We start from the raw sequence: 21,844 nt of genomic DNA, 5'->3' as shown, positions 1-21,844 counted from the left end.
ATGCTGCTCCTTAAGCGTCTGGCGATTGACCCGCAGGCTTATCTGCCGGAGTCATATCGTTTTTAGGAGCCAGTTTCATGGCCAGAATCACGGCAGTAAAACCACCGAATAACTTACCGACCATCACCGGGAAAATCATGGCCGACATATTGCCGGCGGTAAAACCAAGGTGATCGCCAAAAGTAAATGCTGCCGATACGGCAAACGCCACGTTAATCACCTTGCCGCGGTTATCCATTTTCGCCAGCATGCCAAACATAGGGATCGAATTAGCCAGTGTCGCAACCAGACCAGCGGCAGCGGTATCATTCATTCCCAGAAAGCCACCAACCCGCATTAAAGGCTTGTTAAACCAACGGGTCAGCATAAAGACCATCGGGTACGCACCCAGCAAGACGCAGGAAATAAAACCAATATTTTCAATACCCAGCATTTGTCCGCCATGCCCTTCACTGGAAAATACCGGCGACATACCCGGAATAATGGTCCAGCCCACGGTGACATCCAGTACAGCCAACACCAAACCAAAAGTAATCACTACCACCAAGCATTTAGCAAAAATCTGAAAGCCAGCCACCATTTTTTCTTGCATAAAACGCAAGCCAAGGGCCAGAATACCCGCTACAATAATTACGGGAATCATATTTTTAAGCAGCATGACCACGGTGAAATTAACCGGCTGACCATCCACCATGACACCCATCGCCATCGCCACCAGACCACCGGCAATACAACCCAGCGGAATTGTGATCATGCCAGCCATAATGCCCAGCGCCAGAAAGCGGCGGTCTGCCTTATCAATAATCCCCAGCGCGACCGGAATATTAAAAACAACCGTTGCACCCATCATGGCACCCAGCAATAAGCCGGAATAAAGCCAGGCGGCTGAATCACCACCGGAGAGCTCTTTCGCTAAGAAAAAACCACCCATATCATTAGCCAGCAAAGTGCCGGCAAACATGGCCGGATTAGCGCCCACCGCTTCATACATAGGAATCACCACCGGGCCCAGCAAAGTTGCCAGCACCGGGGCCAGTGCAATCACCCCGATCATGGCCAGACCCAGCGCACCCATGGCCATAAAGCCTTCTTCAAACTGTGCACCCGAGCCGCCAATCTGCCGGCCCACCGCCCCCAGACCAATTTTCCCCAATACCGCTTCGGAGCCACCGAACTGCCCAAGCATCCGGTCAAAGGCCGCAATGACCATAAAGATCATCATGAACCACATGATAATTTCATTGATACCCATGTTTTTACTCCCCTTTGAATCAAAGCCCGGATGGCCACAATGGCCCCGATGCCTGCTTAATTGGTCTGCCGCTGCCAGGCATGCATATAAATTTCAATAATTTGGGCACGATTTGCGCTCCTTGGATTACTGGCGGTGCACACATCAATCAACGCGGCATCGGCCATTTTTTCAAAATCATCGATTTTTACGCAGGCAAGTTGTAAGTTGCCTGGAAGACCCACTTCAATAATGAGTTGCTGCACTGCAGCAATCAGCTCAATATCTGAAAGCGCGTGGCCAACCAGGGCGGTGCCCAATTCGCCATAAGATTTTTTGCACACCAAGCGGTTAAAATGCATAACCGAAGGCAACAGCAAGGCATTGGCCATACCATGAGCAATGCCATAACGTGCGCCAATCTGATGCGCCATCGCATGGGTTAAACCAAGGCCGGCATTAGAAAACGCCATACCCGCAAGGTAAGATCCCAGCATCATCGCTTCACGTGCGGCGGCATTACTTCCCTGCCCCACCGCAATCGGCAAAGCATGGCCAATTAAGCTAATTGCCCGATAGGCCAGGGCCTGTGTCAGTGGATTTGCCCCAAGCGCCACATAGGCTTCAATGGCGTGTGTCAGAGCATCCACACCAGTAGCTGCAGTCAGCGATGCAGGTACAGCACGCGTTAAGCTGGCATCGATAATCGCCAAATCAGGCAGCATGGTTTCATGTAAGATCAGCTGCTTGATATGGCTAATGGAATCCGTAACAACAGAAACATTGCTGGCTTCCGAGCCGGTACCTGCCGTCGTTGGAATCGCAACGAGTGGCAAGCGGCCACGGGTGATATTGGCAGGATCAACCAGCTGAGACACAACTAGCCCGGGATGTAATGCCAAAACAGCAATCGCTTTGGCTGTGTCCAGCACCGAGCCGCCGCCAAACGCAATGACCGCATCGCAAACACTGGCCCGTAATTGTGCGCATGCAGCTTCAACCTTTGCACTGTCTGGCTCGCCCTGCGGGTAAGCCATCATTTCATAAGCAATACCCTGCCGCTCCAGCGAGCGAAACATGCCATCGGCCAGGCCATTTTTTAATAAAAACTCATCAATCAGAACAAAAGCACGCACGATGCCACGACGGCTTAAAGCCTCACCTACTTTAGCAACCGCTCCGGCCCCCATTAAGGTGGCCGGTGGCACATTAAAAGCACTCACTGCCTGCGCATTAATCAAATCAACCGTTTGATAGATCGCGCTATTCATCTCATCTTGATTAAACATGGGTAGCTCCATCCTCTGCAGCGATGCGCAAGGCGTAGGCCGCAATCGCCAGCGGCGTCAAATAAATAGGGTGCCGGGGCAAATGAACGCGGTGATGAGGAAACTCCTGAGCAAAAAGCGGCTGCACACCCGCCATAGTGCAGGAGCCACCCGACAGATACAGATCCTCAACCTCATATCCGATCAAATGGTCACGCACGATATCGCTCATCTTTTCAAACACCGGCTTGACCACCGGCCATATTTCTTTACCCTGTGTTTTTTTGATGATGTCGACCTCTTCCAGAGGCATCCGCAAATTACCTGCAAGCGTCAGCGAAATATGATGGCCACCAGTGGGTTCGTCACCCGAGTAAATCACCTGTCCGCCTTCAACAACCGCAATCCCCGTCGTGCCACCGCCAATATCCACCACAGCGGCACGATCCAGCTGCAGCAGATGCGCCACCGCTGAGGGCTCATCGCAAACACCAACCACATTCAACCCGGCAGCTTCCAGTACATTGACCGAAATTCGCGGATCTGTGCCCGGAGGAAACGACGTAGCCGCATCGCTAAAACGCTGGCCAAAGATGGTTTCCAAGGTGTCCAGATGGCGGCGTAAAATAGTTACTGCACCAAAGAAATCCCAGACAATGCCATCCCGCACCACATCAGCCCAATCGAGGCACACGGCCAAAGGTTGGGCGTTTTGATCAACCACCATCGACACCACATCGCTGGTGCCTAAATCAATCCCTAGCGCCATCACGGATTCCGCCTCGGTAGGCGTTGCATCGTTCATCAGGGCATGCGCCAAATCCAAACGGGGCTGTAACCAGCTTTGAATATCACGAGGAGTCATGGTGCTCATCTCATCACACGATGCGGAAATTGCCAGCCATCACACAGCGGCGTAAACGAACAAAACTGCGCGCCGAGGTCACGCCTTCACCCGTTGGGGTAGAAATCGTCATCGTGGTCCAGCCTTCACCGCCAAACCCCAAACCGGCCAGATGCGGGCCATTTTTTACGAAAATGCTGGTGTTTACGGCATTTGCCATACGATCCAGATTATCGATATTGCGTGAATGCATCCCCGCTGTGTGGCAGCAGCCACCTTCCAGTTTCACAGCCAGATCAATTGCGACATTCACGTTTGGCGCGCGAATCACGGGCAGCACCGGCATCATCAGCTCGGTTACAGCAAAGGGGTGATTCGCGGGTGTTTCAACAAAGAGTAGGCGGGTATCGGCGGGCACATCCAGGCCAATTGCTGCGGCGATCTTGGTGGCATCACGACCAACCCAATCACGGCTGACTGTACCGTGACCGCTGTCATCGACCTTGGTTAACAATACTTTTTGCAAACGCTCGGCTTGCTCGGCCGTCAATTCAACAGCCTGATGTTTTTTCATCTCGTTTTTAAGCGCGTCACACACGCTATCCACCACGATCACTTCTTTTTCCAGTACACAGATCATGTTGTTATCAAACGAGGCTCCCCAGACAATACTCTGGCCTGCACGGGCAAGATCGGCCGTTTCATCGACCACAACAGGTGGATTACCTGCACCAGCTGCAATCAGGCGTTTATCGGTAATAGAGCGGGCAGCATCAACAACCGCCTCACCTCCGGTTACCACCAGTAAGTGAATGCCCGGGTATTTAAACAGGCGCTGGGCAGCTTCGAGTGTTGGTTTGGCAATGGTCACCAGCGTATTGGCCGGGCCGCCCGCAGCCACAATGGCTTCATTCAAAACAGTAATGGCACGCTGCGATGTTTTTTGGGCAGCCGGATGCGGCGCAAACACCACGGCATTGCCCGCAGCAATCATGCTGATCGCGTTATTGATCACGGTGGCCGCAGGGTTGGTGGATGGCGTTACGGAGGCAATCACCCCCCATGAGGCATTTTCAATAATGGTAAGGCCATCATCGCCGGTAAGCACTTTGGCTTCCAAGCACTCCACACCCGGAGTGAGGCGAGCCTGAGAAATATTCTTGGTAATTTTGTCATCGACACGACCCATGCCGGTTTCAGCCACAGCCATTTCGGCCAGCTCTTTTGCATAGGCCTCGCCAGCACTACGGATCGCAGCCACCGCCAGGCGGCGCATCGAAACGGTAGATAATGCTTTTTGGGCTTCGATTGCGGCGGCAACAGCATCATCAAGCTCAGCAAACACGCCAGCTGGCAGCTTTGCAGCAGAGGCCGCTACTAGGGCAGAGGCTGGCTGCATCGAGGCAATAACGGCACGAACAACCTCTTCTATTTCCTTCGCTTTCAAATCCACAATCTATCTCCTGTTCTGTGCTCAGGCACGGGCTTACTTGTGATAGGCCACGGCACCATCGAGTACGACTTCATCAATAATGCCCACAACACATAAATCGACCGGAGCACTCTCGCTGGTAGATTCACGAGCCGAGCTGCCAGAAACCAGCAGCACCCATTCACCATTGCCAGCACCAATACTGTCAGCCGCAACATGCATCTCGCCACTGGCTGTACCACTGGCATCAATCATCTTCACTAACAACAAACGCTCACGCGTTAAAGCCGCATGTTTAACAGTTGAAACAACCTGCCCAATAACCACACCAAGCCTCATAACGATCTCCAATTCATAAAAATCAGGCAAAGCACTTCCCTGCCTGCTATTTCGGCATTTCTAGAATTCAGGGGAAAATCGACAGCAAGGCGAGCCGACACGCCTTAGCGCACCGGCAGGGATATTTCTAGATCAGTCGAAATCCTTGCTATCCATTTTGATCGGAAAAATATCTTCCAAATCGGCATGCGGGCGTGGAATTACGTGTACGGAAACCAGCTCTCCGATACGCTGAGCCGCTGCCGCACCTGCATCTGTAGCGGCTTTACACGCAGCAACATCACCACGAACCATGGCAGTAACCAAGCCACCACCGATGCTTTTCACGCCAACTAGCTTTACACGAGCTGCCTTTACCATCGCATCGGAAGCTTCAATCAGAGCGACCATACCGCGTGTTTCAATCATGCCAAGTGCTTCCATTTTCAAACTCCTTAAGGGTGGTTAAATTTAAAACAAAGTTAACTTCGGGCAAGCTCAACCACAGCCAGACCTGGCTGCGATCGTGCATCACCCGATTGGGCCATCTTCATTGCCAGCAGGCTGACTTGCACCATATCTTCGGCAGTGCAGCCACGCGACAAATCGTGGTAAGGCAGGCGCAGCCCCTGAATCATCGGGCCCAGCGCCGTATACGCGCCCATACGCTGGGCAATTTTGTAGCCGATATTGCCCGCTTCCAGCGAAGGAAAAACCAGCACATTGGCGCGCCCGGCCACCAGACTGTCTTTCGCTTTTTGCGCGGCAACTTCAGGGACCATGGCAGCATCAAATTGCAGTTCGCCATCAACACTTAAATCGGGCCGGCGCTCACGCACCAAACGCGTGGCTTCCCGCACCGCATCAACCGAAGCATGACGCGCGCTACCCAGAGTCGAAAACGACAACATGGCAATATGCGGCTCCAGATCTGTAACGCGGCGATAACTGTCTGCAGCACCAATCGCAATATCAGAGAGCTGTGCCGGTGTCGGGTGCGGAACCACACCACAATCGGTAAAGATCAGAGGCTGGCCATGATCCGGTGGTAGCATAAAAAAGATCGACGACACCGTTTTATTGCCTTCAGCCAAACCCACTACCCGTAAGGCTGCCCGCAATACATTACTGGTCGGTGAATGATTCCCCCCCACCACACAATCCACGTCCCCCGCCGCGAGCATCGCTCCGGCAAACCACAATGGGTCTTTCAGTAAGGTGGCTAGCTCCTCTTCACTCTTGTCAGGCATACGCTCGGCAAGCGCTGCGATATAAACGGGCAATCTGGCCGATGTTTGCGGATCAATCATCGGCACTCGCCCAAGCGGAAGATGCTCCTGATGACAAAACGCCCGCATTTCAAAGGGGTTACCCAGTAATACGGGTTGCGCATAACCCGCTTCAGCTAAATAAAATGCCGCACGCACACTTCTGGCATCAAGGCTGTCGGGGAACACCAGACGTGCCGGACGAGCTAAAGCTGCTGCGCGGCATTGGTCTAACAAACTCATCAGTGGCCTCCCAAATCGGGCAAAGGTTTACCTGCTTCTTGCAGCAAAACCAAAATCATCAGTACATAAACTGCACTGGAAAGCCGGTTAAGTGCTTGCAAAATATCAGGCCGGGAAAGCTCAAAATCGCAATCAATATAAAGATCTGCCGCCAGGACTTCGCACTCACGAATCCGTGCGCGCAGTAAATTAAGCTTGGCAACACTTGCCCCATGCTCGAGCGCGGGAACGATATGATCGTGACCCAACTCTTTTAATGGCTGATGAGATAAAGCATGAATTCGCGCTTCATCCAGATCCCCCATCGAAATAGCGGGCATCGCCTCCCCTGTCACCTCAGCGCGCAACACACTACCCAGCCACGAACGAATATCAGCAAGCATATGCGCCAGCGCCTTGCGCCTGCCCTGAGGATCGAACTCTGTCTGTACCCAGATTGCCAGAGCGATAGTACTGTCAAGCAGGCCTCGCAAACGAATGCGCTCATCATTTTTGGCGACCATCGTGCTGGCATTCAAATGCGTCATCGCGGCAGATTTACGTGCTACAACTTGCTGGCACAGGATGCAATGCGCACGGTGGTGCTCTGCATCGCCTGTCAGTACATGGACCGGCGCAAGAACTACGTTGCCATCTGCACCGGCCTGCTCCACAAATACGCTGCCATCTGCATTCATAAACTTCACTACTAAATGGCGATCTTCAATCAAAGAGCGCGCGGCGGGCGTAAGCTTTGCATTGGCAGGAAGCTGAATCTCGGTGCCTGTAGCACGGCCAAAGTGCTCTCGCAGCCAGTCCTCAGTAATGAAGGTCATCATGCGTCAGACTCCTTAGCAATCCTGCCAGTTCGCCGGATAGGCCACGTACAAAAAGGACACTTTGCTTGGCGTGCCGAATTCAATACTGGAATTCTTGGGAATAAAAATGACATCGCCTGCTTTGGCAATGGCCGTTTCGCCATCACAGCGAATATGCAGCTCGCCATCCAGAACGATATCGATCTCGTCGTAGCGCAAGGTCCAAGGGAAAAAACTGTTTTCCCATTGCATAAAACCAGCTGCCATACTGCTGCGGTCAGCTCCGGTAATCACGTCAGCAATCCCGATCTGATTTGCGCCTGCCCCTTCGAGTAAGCCCATTTTTACCGAGCTGCCAGTCACACGCTTGATGCCACTTTTTAAGGTAATCGATTCATAGCCTGCCACCGGTACCGTAGCCACATTTGCTTGCTCTGCAGCCACTTTACGTACCAGCTGATCAATCACATTTTCCGGCACGCTGCCTGCGGGTAACTGCGCCAGTACGGCATGGCGAATTGCCGCAAGTTCCGACTCATGATCGGCAGCGATTTCTGAAGCGCCCGGCAGCACAGGGCTGGCAATCGAAACAGACGGCTTACTGGCGAGCACTTCGATAATCTCAACCCCCAGGCGCTCGGCAACCATACGAGCTTCTGCCGTCACAATGCAATCTGGCAGGGTAACTTCGATACGCGTTTTGCCTTCGGCATGCGCTGCGCGCAGGGCGTCGGCGGTGATCAATTGCTTCATACTCTAATAGCTCCTTACGGTAGGCAGTCTTTATCCGTACTACCCATGAGAGAGGATTTCAGTGCGGCCACCGTTTCAGGCCAATAACTGGAAACCTGGAAAATTTCACCCACAAACCCGTGTTCGCGCAGCATTATTTCAACAGCATCGGGATCAGCATCATCCAAATCAATTTGGCTAATGACTCCCAATACCCGCTTGCCGCCATATACACTCAATAAACCCGGCGGCATTCGGTACTGCATATCATTGGCAGCATGCACATACACCAGCACATCCACATCGTTAACGGTATTAATCAAAGCGCTATAAAGGCGGGGATGATTAAAAAACTCGCCCGGTGTATCCACACCGCCCTTGCCATCAAACTCCAGAGCCTGCGTTTTTTGCGCCACCAGCCCATCACCTTGCAAGGCATGAAATAAAGTTGATTTGCCTGCGGCAATAGAGCCCACCATGGCGTAACGAATCGTCGTCAGCATTAGCTGCGCGTTTGCATACAAACGGTGTAACCAAGAACGCGCTGCAGGCCCAGAGTCGTTTGATTTAAGGCCTCTTCTACAGCACCGGTTGATCCGTAGATTACTAAGGCACCGGAAAAACGGTCCAAAAAGCCGATCTGAATATTAGCGGCCTTACTGGCAAAATCACCGGCGATCATGGCAGTTTCACCAGGAGTAAGCGTCATGATTCCAATTGCTTCAGCCGTTGGTACGCCAATTTTTTTGGCTAAATCTTCGGTTGGGTGTGAAATCAAATGCGCCAGCGTAACCTGCTTACCGGGCACAAACTCCTGAATGATCCTTTCCTTTTCCATGCCAGCCTGCCGTGTGAAATGCTTATGTAGCTTGCATACTAATTCGCTACTCAAATAGGCCACTATCAAAAATCGGCAACAATTTATGTAAAAATTCACACCACAAAAAAAGCCTGTTTCAGGTGTTTGAAGTGTGCCTTCTAAGCTAAGCTGTACGGCATAAAAATCAAATCAAGGAGAAAAAACTTCTTAAAAAAGTAATAAAAATAAACAAAATTCGGCCAAAAGACGCAAAATTCAATCCGAATTTTGTCAGCACTACTTTTTGCGCCATGTCAAAGGCACCTTCAAAAGAATGTCTAGACTGGCAACCTGGGTCGCACAAGTTAGCGTGTCCTTTAGTATGCAGAACACATGCACAGGCACAATAAAAAGCACTCATTCCTCTGGCTTTTTTCTCTTCGCAAAACGTAATGCGCGGACACAGAAGTAACCAGGGGGTATACAATCCGCCCATTCCAAAGGTGCTCGAAAGAGTAAAACGGGAAACAGGTTCAAATCCTGTGCTGCCCCTGCAACGGTAAGCAAGTAAACAACATTAGGTAAACCACTGTCTGAAACTAGGCGGGAAGGTAATGTCAGAATCAAGATATTTATTGACGTAGTAAATGTCAGAATTGATTGAATCGCTTGTAAGTCCGGAGACCGGCCTTAAACTTCGCCCAAACGCGAAGATCAACCACGCACGGCAGGGTAGCCGAAGCGAGCTAGATTCATCTCACCCCATGGTGTTTTGCGTCATCTCTGCCGACTCCTGCCTGCTGATTACTGCCACACAGCGGGTGTGGTATTCAGGAGAGAGTCATGTTATTTCGTATCGCCCCTTTAACCATCTTGGTCGCCAGCATCTGTGCGCAAGCCGAGACAGTTCAGCTATCACCCGTCGTCACCACGGCCGCACGCTTACCGCAAGCGGTTAAGGAAGTGGTCGGTGACGTAACCGTTATCGATCAAAAAGCCATTGAAACCTCAGGTGCCATCAGCCTGCCAGAATTACTCACTCGCCAGCCAGGGATGCAAATTTCCAGTAATGGTGGAGCAGGGAAAGCAACATCGGCTTATATTCGAGGCAGCAGCTCCCAACAAACTATTTACCTGATTGATGGCATTCGCTTTGGCTCGGCAACTACTGGTACAGCAGCACTGCAACACATTCCATTATCCCAAATAGAGCGGATAGAAATCCTGCGTGGGCCAGCGGCCAGCTTATATGGCTCGGATGCAATTGGCGGCGTGATCCAAATCTTTACCCGCCAGGGCAGTAAAGGATTTCATCCTTCGGTAGAAATCGGCCTTGGAACTGAAAACACCCAAACCCTCAGTGCGCACCTTGCCGGCGGAGTCAATGACACACGCTATTCCATCGGTTTAGCCCACACTAAAACAGATGGCATCAGCGCCAGGTCAAACACTAGAGCCGGCACTTTTAGCACCGACAACGATGGTTATGAAAACACCAGCTTGTCGATCAATGCCAGCCACCGCATTAATGAAGCTCACGAATTTGGTGCAAGTCTGTTACAAGCAAAAGCAGAAAACCATTACGACTCGTCATCTTCCAGCAACTACGACGATCACGACAATGGCACAAATGGCAGCGCCACCTTCTGGATGAACAACAGCTTTACAAAGAACTGGACCAGCAAATTACAAGCAGGCGTCAGCATCGATGACAGCACAAATTATACGACTTCAGGAGAAAGCCGCTTTAAAACCAAGCAGACTCAATTGTCTTGGCTCAATGAAATTAAAGCAGGCCCCGGCATCATTACTGTTGGTGCAGAAACGCTAGAGCAAGCCGTTAGCAGCAGCACAAAGTACGATGTCGACCAACGCCGTATTAACAGCGTGCTTGCGGGGTACCTTGCTCATTTTGACAATGTTTCATTGCAAGTAAATCTGCGTAATGACGACAATAGCCAGTTTGGTAAAAAAACCACAGGAAACCTCGGAGCCTCTTGGCAAGTTGCCGACGCTTGGAAAATCGGTGGTAGCTTTGGCACTGGCTACCGTGCCCCCACATTCAACCAGCTCTATTACCCAAACTATGGCACACCAACATTACAGCCAGAGACATCAAAAAATACGGAAGCTTTTGTTCGCTTTGAAGCAAACAATGTCAAGCTTAGCGCAACGGCTTACCACAACGAAATTGATGGCATGCTAGAAACGGGCAAAACCACCACCATCGTAGTTGGTAATGCCAAGCTCAAAGGCATCACCCTCACGGCAGACTGGCAAGGCGAGATGTTTCAAGCAGGAGGTAGCTTTGATTTACTGAACGCCAAAGATACCTCTGGTGGATCAACAGATGGCAAGCAACTCACTCGTCGCGCCAAACAGTTTGGCTCAGCCTATGTAGGTGTAACACAAGGGCAATGGAGTACGCGCGGCGAAGTACAAGCTCAGGCACACCGTGAAGAAGATATTTCTGGTGGACCACGAGCTCGCCTTCCAGGCTATGCGCTGGTTAATCTGAGTGTGAACTGGCTGTTTGCTAAAGACTGGCAGGCCAGCGCCCGCGTCAACAATATATTCGATGCCGAGTACGAGCTGGCAAAAGGTTACAGCACGCTGGGTCGTAATGCCATGCTTAACCTGAGCTGGCAACATTGAGCACCGAGCTTATTTTAGGCGGGGCGCGTAGCGGCAAAAGTGGCTACGCGCTGGCCCAGGCACTGGCCCATGACGGGCCGGTGTTCTGGCTGGCAACAGCTCAGGCTTTTGATGAGGAAATGCAGGAGCGCATTATTCGTCATAAGGCTGAACGCCCCGCGCATTGGCAAACGCTGGAAGCGCCATTACAGCTGGCCGCTGCACTGGCGCAAAGCCAGGGATATTTTTGTGTGATCGATTGCCTGACGCTCTGGCTATCCAACTGGCTTTGCAAGGATGATCTGGCCAGCTGGGCACAAGAAAAGCAGGCCTTTATAACCACCGCAGCGGCGCATCGCGGTACACTATTGCTAGTGAGTAACGAAGTTGGCTTTGGCATTGTTCCTGATAATGCACTGGCCAGATTATTTCGTGATGAGGCCGGTCGCTTACATCAGGATATCGCCAGGCAAGCCACTAACGTCACCCTGGTAGTGGCCGGAATTCCTGTGCCGGTGAAGCGCTGATGCTAAATCTGCCGCCAACCCACTGGCTCTATGCCTTTGCGCTTGGCCTGCTGTTAGAACTTTGTCTAGGCGAGCCTAAGCGATTTCACCCGCTGGTGGGCTTTGGCTGGCTTGCATCCATGCTGGAGCTGCGTTTTAATCTGGCTGGCAGATTACAAACACCAAAGTACAGAAACACCCCGAAAAACCGTTGTCCCCGAATATTTTTACCGTGGATCTGGCAAAACCGCCGGGCTCCCCCCCTCGTGGAAATAACAAAGTTTTGGGAAACCTTAAATGTCTTGCGCGGAGCACTGGCCTGGCTCTTACTCCTGGGCACATCACTGGCTGCCTTTGCCCTGCTGAAATTTATTCTAGGCTGGTGGGCCGATGCCTTGGCTCTTTGGTTTGCCCTTGGCGCACGCAGCCTGTTTGAGCATATCCGGGCCATCGCCAGGCCATTAAGCACTGGCGATCTGGCTGCGGCAAGGCGTGCAGTTAGCCGCATTGTCAGCCGCAATTGCACAGAGCTGGACGACACAGGCATTGCCAAAGCAGGCCTTGAATCCACTTTAGAAAACGGTGCTGATGCCATTTTTGCCAGCCTGTTTTTCTTTGCACTATTTGGCGGCTATGGCGTGCTGCTGCATCGGCTGGCCAATACACTGGACGCTATGTGGGGTTATAAAACCGTGCGTTTATTTCATTTTGGCCGTATTGCAGCTCGGGCCGATGATGTACTCAATTTTATCCCCGCCCGCCTCACGGCACTCAGCTACGCTCTGCTCGGCCACTGCCGCAGCGCGCTTTTTTGCTGGAAAAGCCAGGCGCCACTTTGGGACAGCCCTAATGCTGGCCCCGTAATGGCAAGCGGCGCGGGCGCTTTACAAGTTTGCCTAGGAGGTGAGGCAACGTATCACGGCAAAACCCATACCCGCCCGCAACTTGGCTGCGGCCCCGCACCAACAGCCCATGATTTGCAGCGCGGTATTTCACTAGTACAAAAAACGCTAGCCCTGTGGCTCGCACTTTTACTGGGAGGCTCGCTATGGATGCTGTAAATCAGCCCCGGCACGGAGGAGATCTCCTGCGCGCCATCTCTGCATATGGCGGAGATCTGGCAGACTGGATCGACTGCTCCAGTGGCATTGCGCCTTGGGCCTACCCCTTGCCTGCCGTGCCCGGTCACATCTGGCAGCGCCTGCCAGACCAGGACCAGGCGCTATTGATTGCCGCCCAAGATTATTATGGTTGCAATCAGTTATTAGCACTGGCGGGCAGCCAGGCAGGCATCGCCCTGCTGCCCAAGCTGCGCCCTGCTTGCCAGGTTGCCATCATCAGCCCCAGTTACGCCGAGCATCACTGGCAGTGGCAACAGGCTGGCCATCAAACCAGCGCAATCAGTAGTGAACAGGTTGATAAATGGTGTATGGCAAATAAAGCCCATCACCCTGTACTTATCGTGGTTAACCCAAATAACCCCAGCGCCCAGCAAATCAGCGCAGAAACCTTACTCGCCTGGCATACAAAACTGGCTGAGCACGGTGGCTGGCTGATTGTGGACGAAGCCTTCGCCGATTGCGCCCCGGCAGCCAGCCTGCTACCGCACGCTGGTAAAACAGGGCTGATTATTTTGCGCTCCGTCGGTAAATTCTTTGGCCTGGCAGGCATTCGTCTGGGGTTTATTGCCTGTGAAAAACAGCTTTTAGACAAAATAAAACGAGCACTCGGCCCCTGGCACATCAGCGGCCCGGCGCAATGGGCAGGGCAGATCGCCTTAAGCGACAAAGCCTGGCAAAGCGCGCAACAACAGCGCTTACTAGCCAACCAGAGATGGATGATTGCAACACTTAGCGAGGCAGGTTTGCCCCCAGGTGGCAGCCTGCCCCTGCTGCACTGGAGCCCGGCTTCCAATGCCAAAACTCTGCATGGCAAACTGGCAAAACAGAAAATATGGTGTCGCCTGTTTGATCAGACAAACCATCAGGGCCTGCGTTTCGGGCCAGTGGCAGAACATCAGCAGGCACAATTTAAAACCCGGCTTATGGCCGCGCTAAACGATAAGGATGCAATATGAGTCCCTTCACAAGAATCGCCTGTCTTTCCTGCGAAACCGTTGATGTCTTATACGCGCTTGGCCAGCAGCATCGCGTAGCGGGTATCAGCGCTTTTTCACGCCATCCGGAGGGTGTGACCAAACAGCACCCGATTATTTGCGGCTTTTCCAGTGCCAAGGTTGAAAAAATCCTTGCGGTAAAACCTGATCTGGTGCTGGCTTACTCCAGCCTGCAAGGCGAGATCGTTAAAGAATGCATCCTCGCGGGCCTGGAAGTGCACTTTTTCAACCAGAAAAACTTGGTTGGCATTTTCAATATGATAGACACGCTGGGCCGCCTGCTTGATTGCCAGCCCGCCGCCACGGCACTGATTTCCGATTTAGAAGCCCAGATCGATGCCGCCTGCGCCCGGGCAGCCTGCTTTCAATCACGACCTAAAGTCTATTTTGAAGAATGGCATGATCCGCTTTATACCGGCATCCGCTGGGTTTCAGAACTGATCGAAATTGCCGGTGGCGAAGATATTTTTAGCGAGCTATCACATGCAACACGCGCCAAAGACCGCACCGTTAGCCCGGAACAAGTTATTGCCGCTCAGCCGGATATCATCATTGGCAGCTGGTGCGGCCAGCCATTCGATATCAACGCTGTGCGTACAAGGCCCGACTGGCAAAGCATACCTGCAGTTGCAAATAACCAGCTATTCGAAATAACCAGCCACGACCTCCTCGTCCCCGGCATCGCCGCGATTCGGGATGGCTTAGGACAAATCCAAAAAATTATTGCGAATTGGCAGGAACAGATCAAACCCGCATCTTGAAACACTTCGACCCCAGAGTGCACGGAGTTTCAAAGAGCAACCAGTTAGATGTACTTGTTCCCACCTTGAAAAGGCACTGTCTGCGATACAGTTGAAAACTGAAATCATGGTTTTTTATTAGCAAACAATGGGAAATGCAATAAACGCACTCTTTGCACGGGGCTTAAATTTCCCCTTGAAGCACGCCGAAGCGAGGAACAAACGGGGCGGGGTTTCGGCGAGGATGTTTAAGCGAGCGCAGCGAGTGAATCCTGCAGCAGCAGCCTCGATTGTGCGCAGTGAGGGGCCTTCGTGCTTCGTGGGGTCGCCTTCTTTGCTTACTTTCTTGGCGAAGCAAGAAAGTAAGTCCCACGCGGGGGATTCCCGCTCCAAAATCAACGTGCCGAAGGCACTTATAAAAAAAGACATTTTTGACTGTAAGTCAGCGAATTACTGGAGCATCACCATGACCATCAACACCGAACGCAACGCCCGCCACTCCGCCCGTATGGCACGCAAAAAAGCCGTCATTGATGCTCATATTGCCCAAGCCAGCATCGACACAGGCATCATGATTTTGCTTACTGGTAACGGTAAAGGTAAATCGTCTTCCGCCTTTGGTATGGTGGCACGCGCCATTGGTCACGGACTAAAAGTGGGCGTAGTCCAGTTTATTAAAAACCGTACCGATACCGGCGAAGAAGCCCTGCTCAGCAAGCATTGCGAATGGCATGTAATGGGCGATGGCTTTACCTGGGAAACACAGAATTTTGAAGCCGACAAACTTAAATCCGAAGCCGCCTGGGCCGTGGCTGCCCGCATGCTGAACGATGTCAGCTACGATGTGGTGATTCTGGATGAGCTGACGTACTGCCTCAGCTACAACTATCTGGATAAAAATATCGTAATTAAAGATATCGAATCCCGCCCGGAAATGCAGCATGTAGTAGTCACCGGCCGTGCCGCAGTCAAAGAATTACACGAGATTGCCGACACCGTGACCGTGCTGAACGACGAAAAACATGCTTATAAAGCAGGCATCAAAGCCCAAAAGGGTTTGGAATGGTAAGCGCCGCAACCCTGCTGATCGCAGCCCCTTCTTCTGGCAGCGGCAAAACCACCATCACGGCAGCTCTGGCCTGGCACCATCGCCGGCTGGGCCACAAAGTTCGCGTCTTTAAATGCGGGCCGGATTTTCTCGATCCGCTCATACTCAGCTATGCCTGTGGCTCACCGGTCGATAATCTGGATTTGTGGATGGTCGGCGAGGACTTATGCCGCCAGATGCTGGCCAATGCAGCGCAAGAGGCCGATGTGATTTTAATCGAAGCGGTGATGGGCCTCTTTGATGGCGAGCCTTCTGCTGCCGAGCTGGCCACCCGCCTGGGCCTGCCGGTGCTGGCAATTATCGATGCCAGTGCCATGGCGCAAACCTTTGGTGCGCTGGCTTTCGGGCTGGCAAACTATAAAAGCAATCTGCCGTTTTATGGCGTACTCGCTAATAAAGTTACAGGCGATCGTCATGCACAAATGTTGCAAGAGTCGGTCAAACCCCAGCACTGGCAAGGCTGGCTGGGCAAGCACGAAGCCCTGCCCGAGCGGCATTTGGGCCTGGTTCTGCCAAATGAAATCCCCGATCTGACGCAAAAACTTGATGCACTGGCTGATGCCCTGGCCAGCCAGCCAATTGCAGCGTTACCCCCAGTCATCGATTACGGCGACACGGCCCCCCCGGCCCTGCCGCCTCTGCTTGCGGGCAAACACATCGCCATCGCAAGGGATGTTGCCTTTTGCTTTATTTACCCAGCCAACTTAACCTGCCTGCGCAAGATGGGGGCCGAGCTAGTGTTTTTCTCACCACTGGCCCATGAAGCCCTGCCGCAAGCCGACGCGCTCTATTTGCCCGGTGGGTATCCGGAACTACATGCGGAAACACTCGCGGCTCATCCAAGCATCGCCACCGATTTACACCTCTGGCTTGCTGCAGGTAAACCTGTATTTGCTGAATGCGGCGGTATGCTGGCGCTTTGCGAATCACTGACGCTCAGCGATGGCACCACACATAAAATGTGGGGAATTTTAGATGCAGCAGCCAGTATGCAAAAACGCCTTTCAGCGCTCGGCACGCAAGCGTTTGACCTGGGAGCAGGCGAATTGCGCGGCCACACTTTTCATTACTCAACACTAAAAAGCACGCTGCCGCCACTGACCCATGCTACGCCTTGCCGTTTAGGCAGCCGGGGCGAAGCCATTTATCGCCAGGGTAGTCTCACCGCCAGCTATGTACATGCCTGGATGATGGGCAACCCCGTGGCCAGCGCGGCATTATTTGGAATAACAAAATGAAGCACATCCGCTATGCAGCTTTTGCAAGCTTACTGCTTGCTCATGCCGCAATCGCCAGCGTCAGTGTAAAAGACGACCGGGGCCAGACCATTACCTTAGCCAAACCGGCGCAGCGCATCATCAGCCTAGCCCCGCATGCCACCGAAGACTTGTTTGCGATTGGCGCGGGCAAGCTCATCGTGGGGGCGGTGAATCACAGCGATTATCCACCGGAAGCAAATAAAATTGAGCGTATCGGCGGCTATAACGGCTTTGATCTGGAACGCATCCGCGCCCTAAAACCCGATCTGATCGTGGCATGGCAAAGCGGCAACCCCGTTAAACAGCTGGCGCAGATCGAAACACTGGGATTACCGGTTTTTTACACTTTTTCTAAAAAACTGGAAGACGTCCCCACGGTCATGGAGCGTTTAGGCGTGTTAACTGCCAAAGAAAGCAAAGCACAAACCGCAGCCGGCAAATACCGCAGCAGCCTTGCCACACTTGAGAAAAAATACACAGGCAGAAAGCCAGTGCGTGTTTTTTATCAGGTCTGGGACAGGCCCTTGATGACGATTAACCGCGAACAAATTATCTCCGATGCGATGCGTCTTTGTGGTGGCATCAACGTCTTTGCTGCTCTGCCAGCACTGGTACCAACCATCGACGACGAAGCGGTGCTCGCCGCCAATCCGGACATAATCGTCACCAGCGGCGAGCCAGGGGTAAAAGACAGCTGGCTGAACCGCTGGAGGCGCTGGCCCAATCTGAAAGCCAATAAACACCTCTACATCCTGCCTAAAGACCTGCTCAACCGCATGGGGCCAAGATTAGTGGAAGGCACAGAAAAACTCTGCGAGGCGATTGATAAAACGCGTTAAAACCTAAACACCAAATCCAGATCTTGAAACACGGAGGACACAGAGGGCACGGAGAAAATCAGGAGTTTTAGATTTTTGGCTTTTCTCCGAATAACTCCGTGTTTCAAGATTTGGGTTTTATTTATTATTTTCAGCCATTCAAGATTTGGTTTTTAGGCAATTTATTATGAAGCATTCCCGCCTTACCCCTGCCAGACTCACCTTTACGCTACTTATGCTAAGTACTCTGCTGCTGCTTACCGCCACCCTTAGCCTCTGCTTTGGCAGTACCAGTTACCGGCCCTGGCAATTATTGGGCAATGGGCCTGATGCCGCACTGGCGCGCGATGTGGTGCTTGAGCTGCGCCTGCCGCGCACTTTAGCCGCAATTGCCGTCGGTGGTTTATTGGCTTTGGCCGGTGCTTTGCAACAGGTTCTACTTAGAAATCCACTTGCTGACCCTTACATTCTTGGCACTTCCGGCGGGGCAAGCGTCGGCGCTTTACTGGCAATGCTTCTGGGTGCAGGCGTGGCAAGCGTTAATCTGGCTGCGGGTTGCGGTGCTTTACTCAGCATTACACTAGTGTTTATTTTAGCGCGCAAAGATCACTCCAGCAGCCAGGCCCGCTTACTTTTAACCGGGGTGGCGATTGCCTCATTTTGTGGTGCGCTTTCCAGCTTATTACTCAGCCTTGCTCCCGATGGACTCTTGCGCGGTATGGTTTTCTGGATGCTGGGCGATCTTGCTGGCGCGCGCTGGCAGCTGGCATTGCCGCTACTTTTGGCGCTACTGTTACTCGTTTGGCCATTGGCACGGCAGCTCAATGTACTCAGCCAGGGCGCACAAACCGCCCATGCACTCGGGGCCAATACGCGCAAATTGCAATGGCTGCTCTACTTTGTGGCCGCTGCAGCCACAGCCATTGCGGTGACCACAGCAGGGATGATCGGCTTTATCGGGCTCATCGTTCCACACGCCTTAAGGCTGCTTTTAGGCCACGATCAACGCCTGCTATTGCCAGCTGTGGCACTGACCGGTGGCACAGTTTTACTGGCCGCTGATATCACCTCACGCATTCTTCTGGCACCGCAGCAGCTACCCGTTGGCGTGATTACCGCGCTGGCTGGCGTACCGGTCTTTTTATGGCTATTGCAACACAGGGGAGTCGTGCGATGAGCCATTTATCTATCCGCTCATTGCTCATCAAGCAGGGCGAGCGGCCACTCTGTACAGGTTTGAACCTGGAAGTAAATCGCGGTGAAAGCTGGCTTATTTTAGGAGAAAACGGCTGTGGAAAAAGCACCCTGCTGGCCACGCTGGCCGCATGGCTTAAGCCTGCTGCAGGGGAAATCCACTTGAATAAGCAATCATTTAAAAAATGGTCAGGGGCCGAGCGCGCCAAAGAAATAGCCTGGCTGAATCAGCAGGATGATTGTCCATTCCCCTTGTCCGTAATCGAAAAAATACTCAGCGGCCGCCATCCCCACTTAAGTCACTGGAATTGGGAAAGCAGTGACGATCTGCGTCTGGCAGATGAGCAATTAGCCAGGCTTGATATCAGCCACCTGAAACACCGCGACCTCGCCACGCTCTCTGGCGGCGAGCGGCGCCGTGTTAGCCTTGCTGCAGCACTTGCCCAGCAGGCACCACTGATTTTACTGGATGAACCACTATCACAACTTGATCTGCGCCACCAGCAACAGGCCTTATCAGTACTACGCGAAGAGAACCAGGCTGGCAGAACTTTGCTGATGGTTAGTCACGACCCCAACCACGCCCACCAGGCCAGCCATGTGCTGCTGATGTTTGGCAATGGCCAATGGCTGGCCGGGCCAACGATAGAAATCATGACCAGCAAAAATCTCAGTGCGCTTTATCGCACCGAAATCCGCAGCACTCATATCGAAGGGCAAGAGTGGTTTATGCCTCAGCCCCGCTAAACAACAAACCCAAATACTGAGGGGCACTAAGAACTCGGAGTTTCACGGAGAAAAGCAATTCAATAACTAAAGATTTGCTAGGACATGGCCTCCTGAAATGTCGGCACAGGCATGCTGACATGACATCATTTCGGAAAGGGGCGTTTAAAGACTAAGTACATAATCTTTAAACACCCCCAAGGTTTTCTCCGTGTTCTGCTTTTAATCTCCATGTTCTCTATGTCTACAAACCTTAGATTTGAGTATTTCTTCCCTAATGTTGCACAAGGCAAACCCATGCCCACTCTTATGATTCAAGGTTGCACCTCTGATGCAGGTAAAACCACTATCGTTGCCGCACTTTGCCGCATTCTTTTGCGTCGTGGCATCAAAGTCGCACCGTTTAAGCCACAAAATATGGCACTTAATAGCGCCGTTACCAGCGACACAGGCGAAATTGGCCGCGCCCAGGCCATGCAAGCCACTGCAGCAGGCATCGCCCCGCATACTGATTTCAACCCGGTATTACTCAAACCTTCCAGTGATTGCCGTGCTCAAGTCATTATTCAAGGTAAAAGCATCGGCAATCTGGATGCTGTGGATTACCATGCCTATAAGCAAACGGCTAAAAAAGCCGTGTTTGAATCATGGGGCCGCTTAAAAAACCAGTATGAATGGGTGATTGTGGAGGGTGCGGGCAGCCCTGCCGAAGTCAATTTACGCGCGGCTGATATCGCCAATATGGGCTTTGCCGAAGAAGCAGATTGCCCCGTCTGGCTGGTTGCTGATATCGACCGGGGCGGCGTATTTGCTCACTTTGTCGGCACCCTTGCTTGTCTATCCCCATCAGAGCACGCAAGAATTACCGGTTTTATCATCAACCGTTTTCGCGGTGATTTAAGTCTGTTACAAAGTGGAATAGACTGGCTGGAGCAAAAAACCGGCAAACCAGTCATCGCCGTTGTTCCCTATTTGCACGGACTGGATATTGCAGCGGAGGACGCCGTACCCCGTTCCGCAGGCAATGGCGGTGCGTTCAAAATCGTCATCGCAACCCTGCCGCATATTTCCAATCATACCGATTTCGACCCACTACGCCGCATTGCTGGTGTCGATTGCAGCTACGCCACACCCAATCAACCTTTGCCAGCAGCCGATCTGCTGATCATCCCTGGCAGCAAAAATACCCGTGGTGATCTGGCATGGCTGCGTCGACAAGGCTGGGACAAGCAAATCGAAAAACATCTGCGCTTTGGCGGTAAAGTCATCGGCATTTGCGGCGGCTACCAAATGCTAGGCCAAACCATCGCCGATCCACTCGGACTGGAAGGCGAAGCAGGAGATTCTAAAGGATTAGGCTGGCTGCCGATTGCCACATCTCTGGAACAAGACAAACAGCTGCGTAATTTATCGGGGCAATTACTCGCCAATGGCGAAACCGTTGCAGGTTATGAAATCCATCATGGCGAAACCCAAATCCTCGATTCAACTGCCATTCCACTGATTAAATATGCCGATGAACACGACGGCGTAATCACCGATCAGGTACTTGGCTGCTATCTGCACGGCTTATTTGATTCCAGCGAAACATTAAAATCATTACTCGCCTGGGCAGGACACCAAGTCGCAGAAGTGGTCGACCATCAACAGCTGCTGGAACAAGAAATAAACCGCCTGAGCGACGCGCTGGACCAAGCCATAGACTGGGAAAAAGCCAGGCAAGCTGGACTTATCATGTAAGTCGGGTTAGCAGTCTGCGACGAGGTTTACCTCGCTCAGCGATAATCGCGTAACCCGACCCACAGGAGCCG

The 21,844-nt window shown here is 52.4% G+C and carries 22 protein-coding genes and 1 riboswitch; of the genes, 11 read left to right on the top strand and 11 right to left on the bottom strand.

The window, feature by feature from the left end; genetic code table 11:
- Positions 1–10: 10 nt before the first annotated feature.
- The 11 genes from eutH to eutS all read right to left on the bottom strand — a co-directional run bounded on the left by eutH (position 11) and on the right by eutS (position 8,971).
- A complete protein-coding gene (gene eutH / locus EJO50_RS14220; RefSeq protein ID WP_125975247.1) occupies positions 11–1,252 on the bottom strand; it encodes an ethanolamine utilization protein EutH in 1,242 nt (413 codons plus the stop codon).
- A gap of 56 nt (positions 1,253–1,308) precedes the next feature.
- A complete protein-coding gene (locus tag EJO50_RS14215; RefSeq protein ID WP_125975245.1) occupies positions 1,309–2,520 on the bottom strand; it encodes an iron-containing alcohol dehydrogenase family protein in 1,212 nt (403 codons plus the stop codon).
- A complete protein-coding gene (gene eutJ, locus EJO50_RS14210) occupies positions 2,513–3,364 on the bottom strand; it encodes an ethanolamine utilization protein EutJ (RefSeq protein ID WP_125975243.1) in 852 nt (283 codons plus the stop codon). Before eutJ ends, EJO50_RS14215 begins: the two co-directional genes overlap by 8 nt.
- 13 nt (positions 3,365–3,377) lie before the next feature.
- Positions 3,378–4,796 carry an aldehyde dehydrogenase family protein gene (locus EJO50_RS14205; protein WP_206434403.1) on the bottom strand — a complete coding sequence of 473 codons (1,419 nt, stop codon included), beginning with the start codon at positions 4,794–4,796 and terminating at the stop codon, positions 3,378–3,380.
- Between the two features lie 33 nt (positions 4,797–4,829).
- A complete protein-coding gene (eutN, locus tag EJO50_RS14200; RefSeq protein WP_373280518.1) occupies positions 4,830–5,144 on the bottom strand; it encodes an ethanolamine utilization microcompartment protein EutN in 315 nt (104 codons plus the stop codon).
- Positions 5,145–5,246: 102 nt separating this feature from the next.
- Complete coding sequence (gene eutM, locus EJO50_RS14195; protein ID WP_125975239.1) at positions 5,247–5,537, bottom strand: ethanolamine utilization microcompartment protein EutM; 291 nt, start codon at positions 5,535–5,537, stop codon at positions 5,247–5,249.
- 38 nt (positions 5,538–5,575) lie between these two features.
- Positions 5,576–6,604: a phosphate acetyltransferase gene (pta, locus tag EJO50_RS14190; protein ID WP_125975237.1), complete on the bottom strand. Its 1,029-nt coding sequence runs from the start codon at positions 6,602–6,604 to the stop codon at positions 5,576–5,578.
- On the bottom strand, positions 6,604–7,422 hold the full coding sequence (gene eutT / locus EJO50_RS14185) for an ethanolamine utilization cob(I)yrinic acid a,c-diamide adenosyltransferase EutT (RefSeq protein ID WP_125975235.1): 819 nt from the start codon (positions 7,420–7,422) through the stop codon (positions 6,604–6,606). Before eutT ends, pta begins: the two co-directional genes overlap by 1 nt.
- Positions 7,423–7,434: 12 nt before the next feature.
- Positions 7,435–8,154, bottom strand: a complete 720-nt coding sequence (gene eutQ / locus EJO50_RS14180) for an ethanolamine utilization acetate kinase EutQ (RefSeq protein ID WP_125975233.1) — start codon at positions 8,152–8,154, stop codon at positions 7,435–7,437.
- A 14-nt stretch (positions 8,155–8,168) separates the two neighbouring features.
- On the bottom strand, positions 8,169–8,636 hold the full coding sequence (locus EJO50_RS14175) for a EutP/PduV family microcompartment system protein (RefSeq protein WP_125975231.1): 468 nt from the start codon (positions 8,634–8,636) through the stop codon (positions 8,169–8,171).
- Positions 8,636–8,971, bottom strand: coding sequence for an ethanolamine utilization microcompartment protein EutS (gene eutS, locus EJO50_RS14170; RefSeq protein WP_125975229.1), 336 nt, complete (start codon positions 8,969–8,971; stop codon positions 8,636–8,638). The genes EJO50_RS14175 and eutS overlap by 1 nt, the downstream gene beginning before the upstream one ends.
- Positions 8,972–9,416: 445 nt before the next feature.
- A riboswitch (cobalamin riboswitch) is annotated at positions 9,417–9,639 on the top strand.
- Between the two features lie 136 nt (positions 9,640–9,775).
- On the opposite strand from eutS, the gene EJO50_RS14165 reads away from it, so the two are divergent.
- The 11 genes from EJO50_RS14165 (at position 9,776) to EJO50_RS14115 (ending at position 21,773) form a co-directional block, all read left to right on the top strand.
- A complete protein-coding gene (locus EJO50_RS14165; protein ID WP_125975227.1) occupies positions 9,776–11,587 on the top strand; it encodes a TonB-dependent receptor domain-containing protein in 1,812 nt (603 codons plus the stop codon).
- Positions 11,584–12,093 (top strand): bifunctional adenosylcobinamide kinase/adenosylcobinamide-phosphate guanylyltransferase, encoded by a 510-nt coding sequence (gene cobU, locus EJO50_RS14160; RefSeq protein ID WP_125975225.1) that lies wholly within the window; start codon positions 11,584–11,586, stop codon positions 12,091–12,093. Before EJO50_RS14165 ends, cobU begins: the two co-directional genes overlap by 4 nt.
- A complete protein-coding gene (locus EJO50_RS14155; RefSeq protein WP_125975223.1) occupies positions 12,093–13,133 on the top strand; it encodes a CobD/CbiB family cobalamin biosynthesis protein in 1,041 nt (346 codons plus the stop codon). The genes cobU and EJO50_RS14155 overlap by 1 nt, the downstream gene beginning before the upstream one ends.
- Positions 13,121–14,149 (top strand): threonine-phosphate decarboxylase CobD, encoded by a 1,029-nt coding sequence (cobD, locus tag EJO50_RS14150; protein ID WP_125975221.1) that lies wholly within the window; start codon positions 13,121–13,123, stop codon positions 14,147–14,149. Before EJO50_RS14155 ends, cobD begins: the two co-directional genes overlap by 13 nt.
- Entirely contained in the window at positions 14,146–14,949 is an 804-nt protein-coding gene (locus EJO50_RS14145) for an ABC transporter substrate-binding protein (protein WP_125975219.1), read from the top strand. The genes cobD and EJO50_RS14145 overlap by 4 nt, the downstream gene beginning before the upstream one ends.
- A 445-nt stretch (positions 14,950–15,394) precedes the next feature.
- Positions 15,395–15,997 carry a cob(I)yrinic acid a,c-diamide adenosyltransferase gene (gene cobO, locus EJO50_RS14140; RefSeq protein WP_125975217.1) on the top strand — a complete coding sequence of 201 codons (603 nt, stop codon included), beginning with the start codon at positions 15,395–15,397 and terminating at the stop codon, positions 15,995–15,997.
- Positions 15,991–17,274: a cobyrinic acid a,c-diamide synthase CobB gene (locus EJO50_RS14135; protein WP_125975215.1), complete on the top strand. Its 1,284-nt coding sequence runs from the start codon at positions 15,991–15,993 to the stop codon at positions 17,272–17,274. Before cobO ends, EJO50_RS14135 begins: the two co-directional genes overlap by 7 nt.
- Positions 17,271–18,134, top strand: a complete 864-nt coding sequence (locus EJO50_RS14130) for a cobalamin-binding protein (protein ID WP_125975213.1) — start codon at positions 17,271–17,273, stop codon at positions 18,132–18,134. Before EJO50_RS14135 ends, EJO50_RS14130 begins: the two co-directional genes overlap by 4 nt.
- Before the next feature lie 166 nt (positions 18,135–18,300).
- Positions 18,301–19,290: a FecCD family ABC transporter permease gene (locus EJO50_RS14125; RefSeq protein WP_125975211.1), complete on the top strand. Its 990-nt coding sequence runs from the start codon at positions 18,301–18,303 to the stop codon at positions 19,288–19,290.
- Entirely contained in the window at positions 19,287–20,054 is a 768-nt protein-coding gene (locus tag EJO50_RS14120; RefSeq protein WP_164521518.1) for an ABC transporter ATP-binding protein, read from the top strand. The genes EJO50_RS14125 and EJO50_RS14120 overlap by 4 nt, the downstream gene beginning before the upstream one ends.
- Positions 20,055–20,330: 276 nt before the next feature.
- Positions 20,331–21,773 carry a cobyric acid synthase gene (locus tag EJO50_RS14115; RefSeq protein ID WP_233702098.1) on the top strand — a complete coding sequence of 481 codons (1,443 nt, stop codon included), beginning with the start codon at positions 20,331–20,333 and terminating at the stop codon, positions 21,771–21,773.
- Positions 21,774–21,844: the final 71 nt, after the last annotated feature.

The sequence above is a fragment of the Iodobacter ciconiae genome, from assembly GCF_003952345.1.
GTDB lineage: Bacteria > Pseudomonadota > Gammaproteobacteria > Burkholderiales > Chitinibacteraceae > Iodobacter > Iodobacter ciconiae.
Note: the sequence above shows the minus strand (reverse complement) of the source record. Positions and strands in the feature narration are given on the sequence as shown.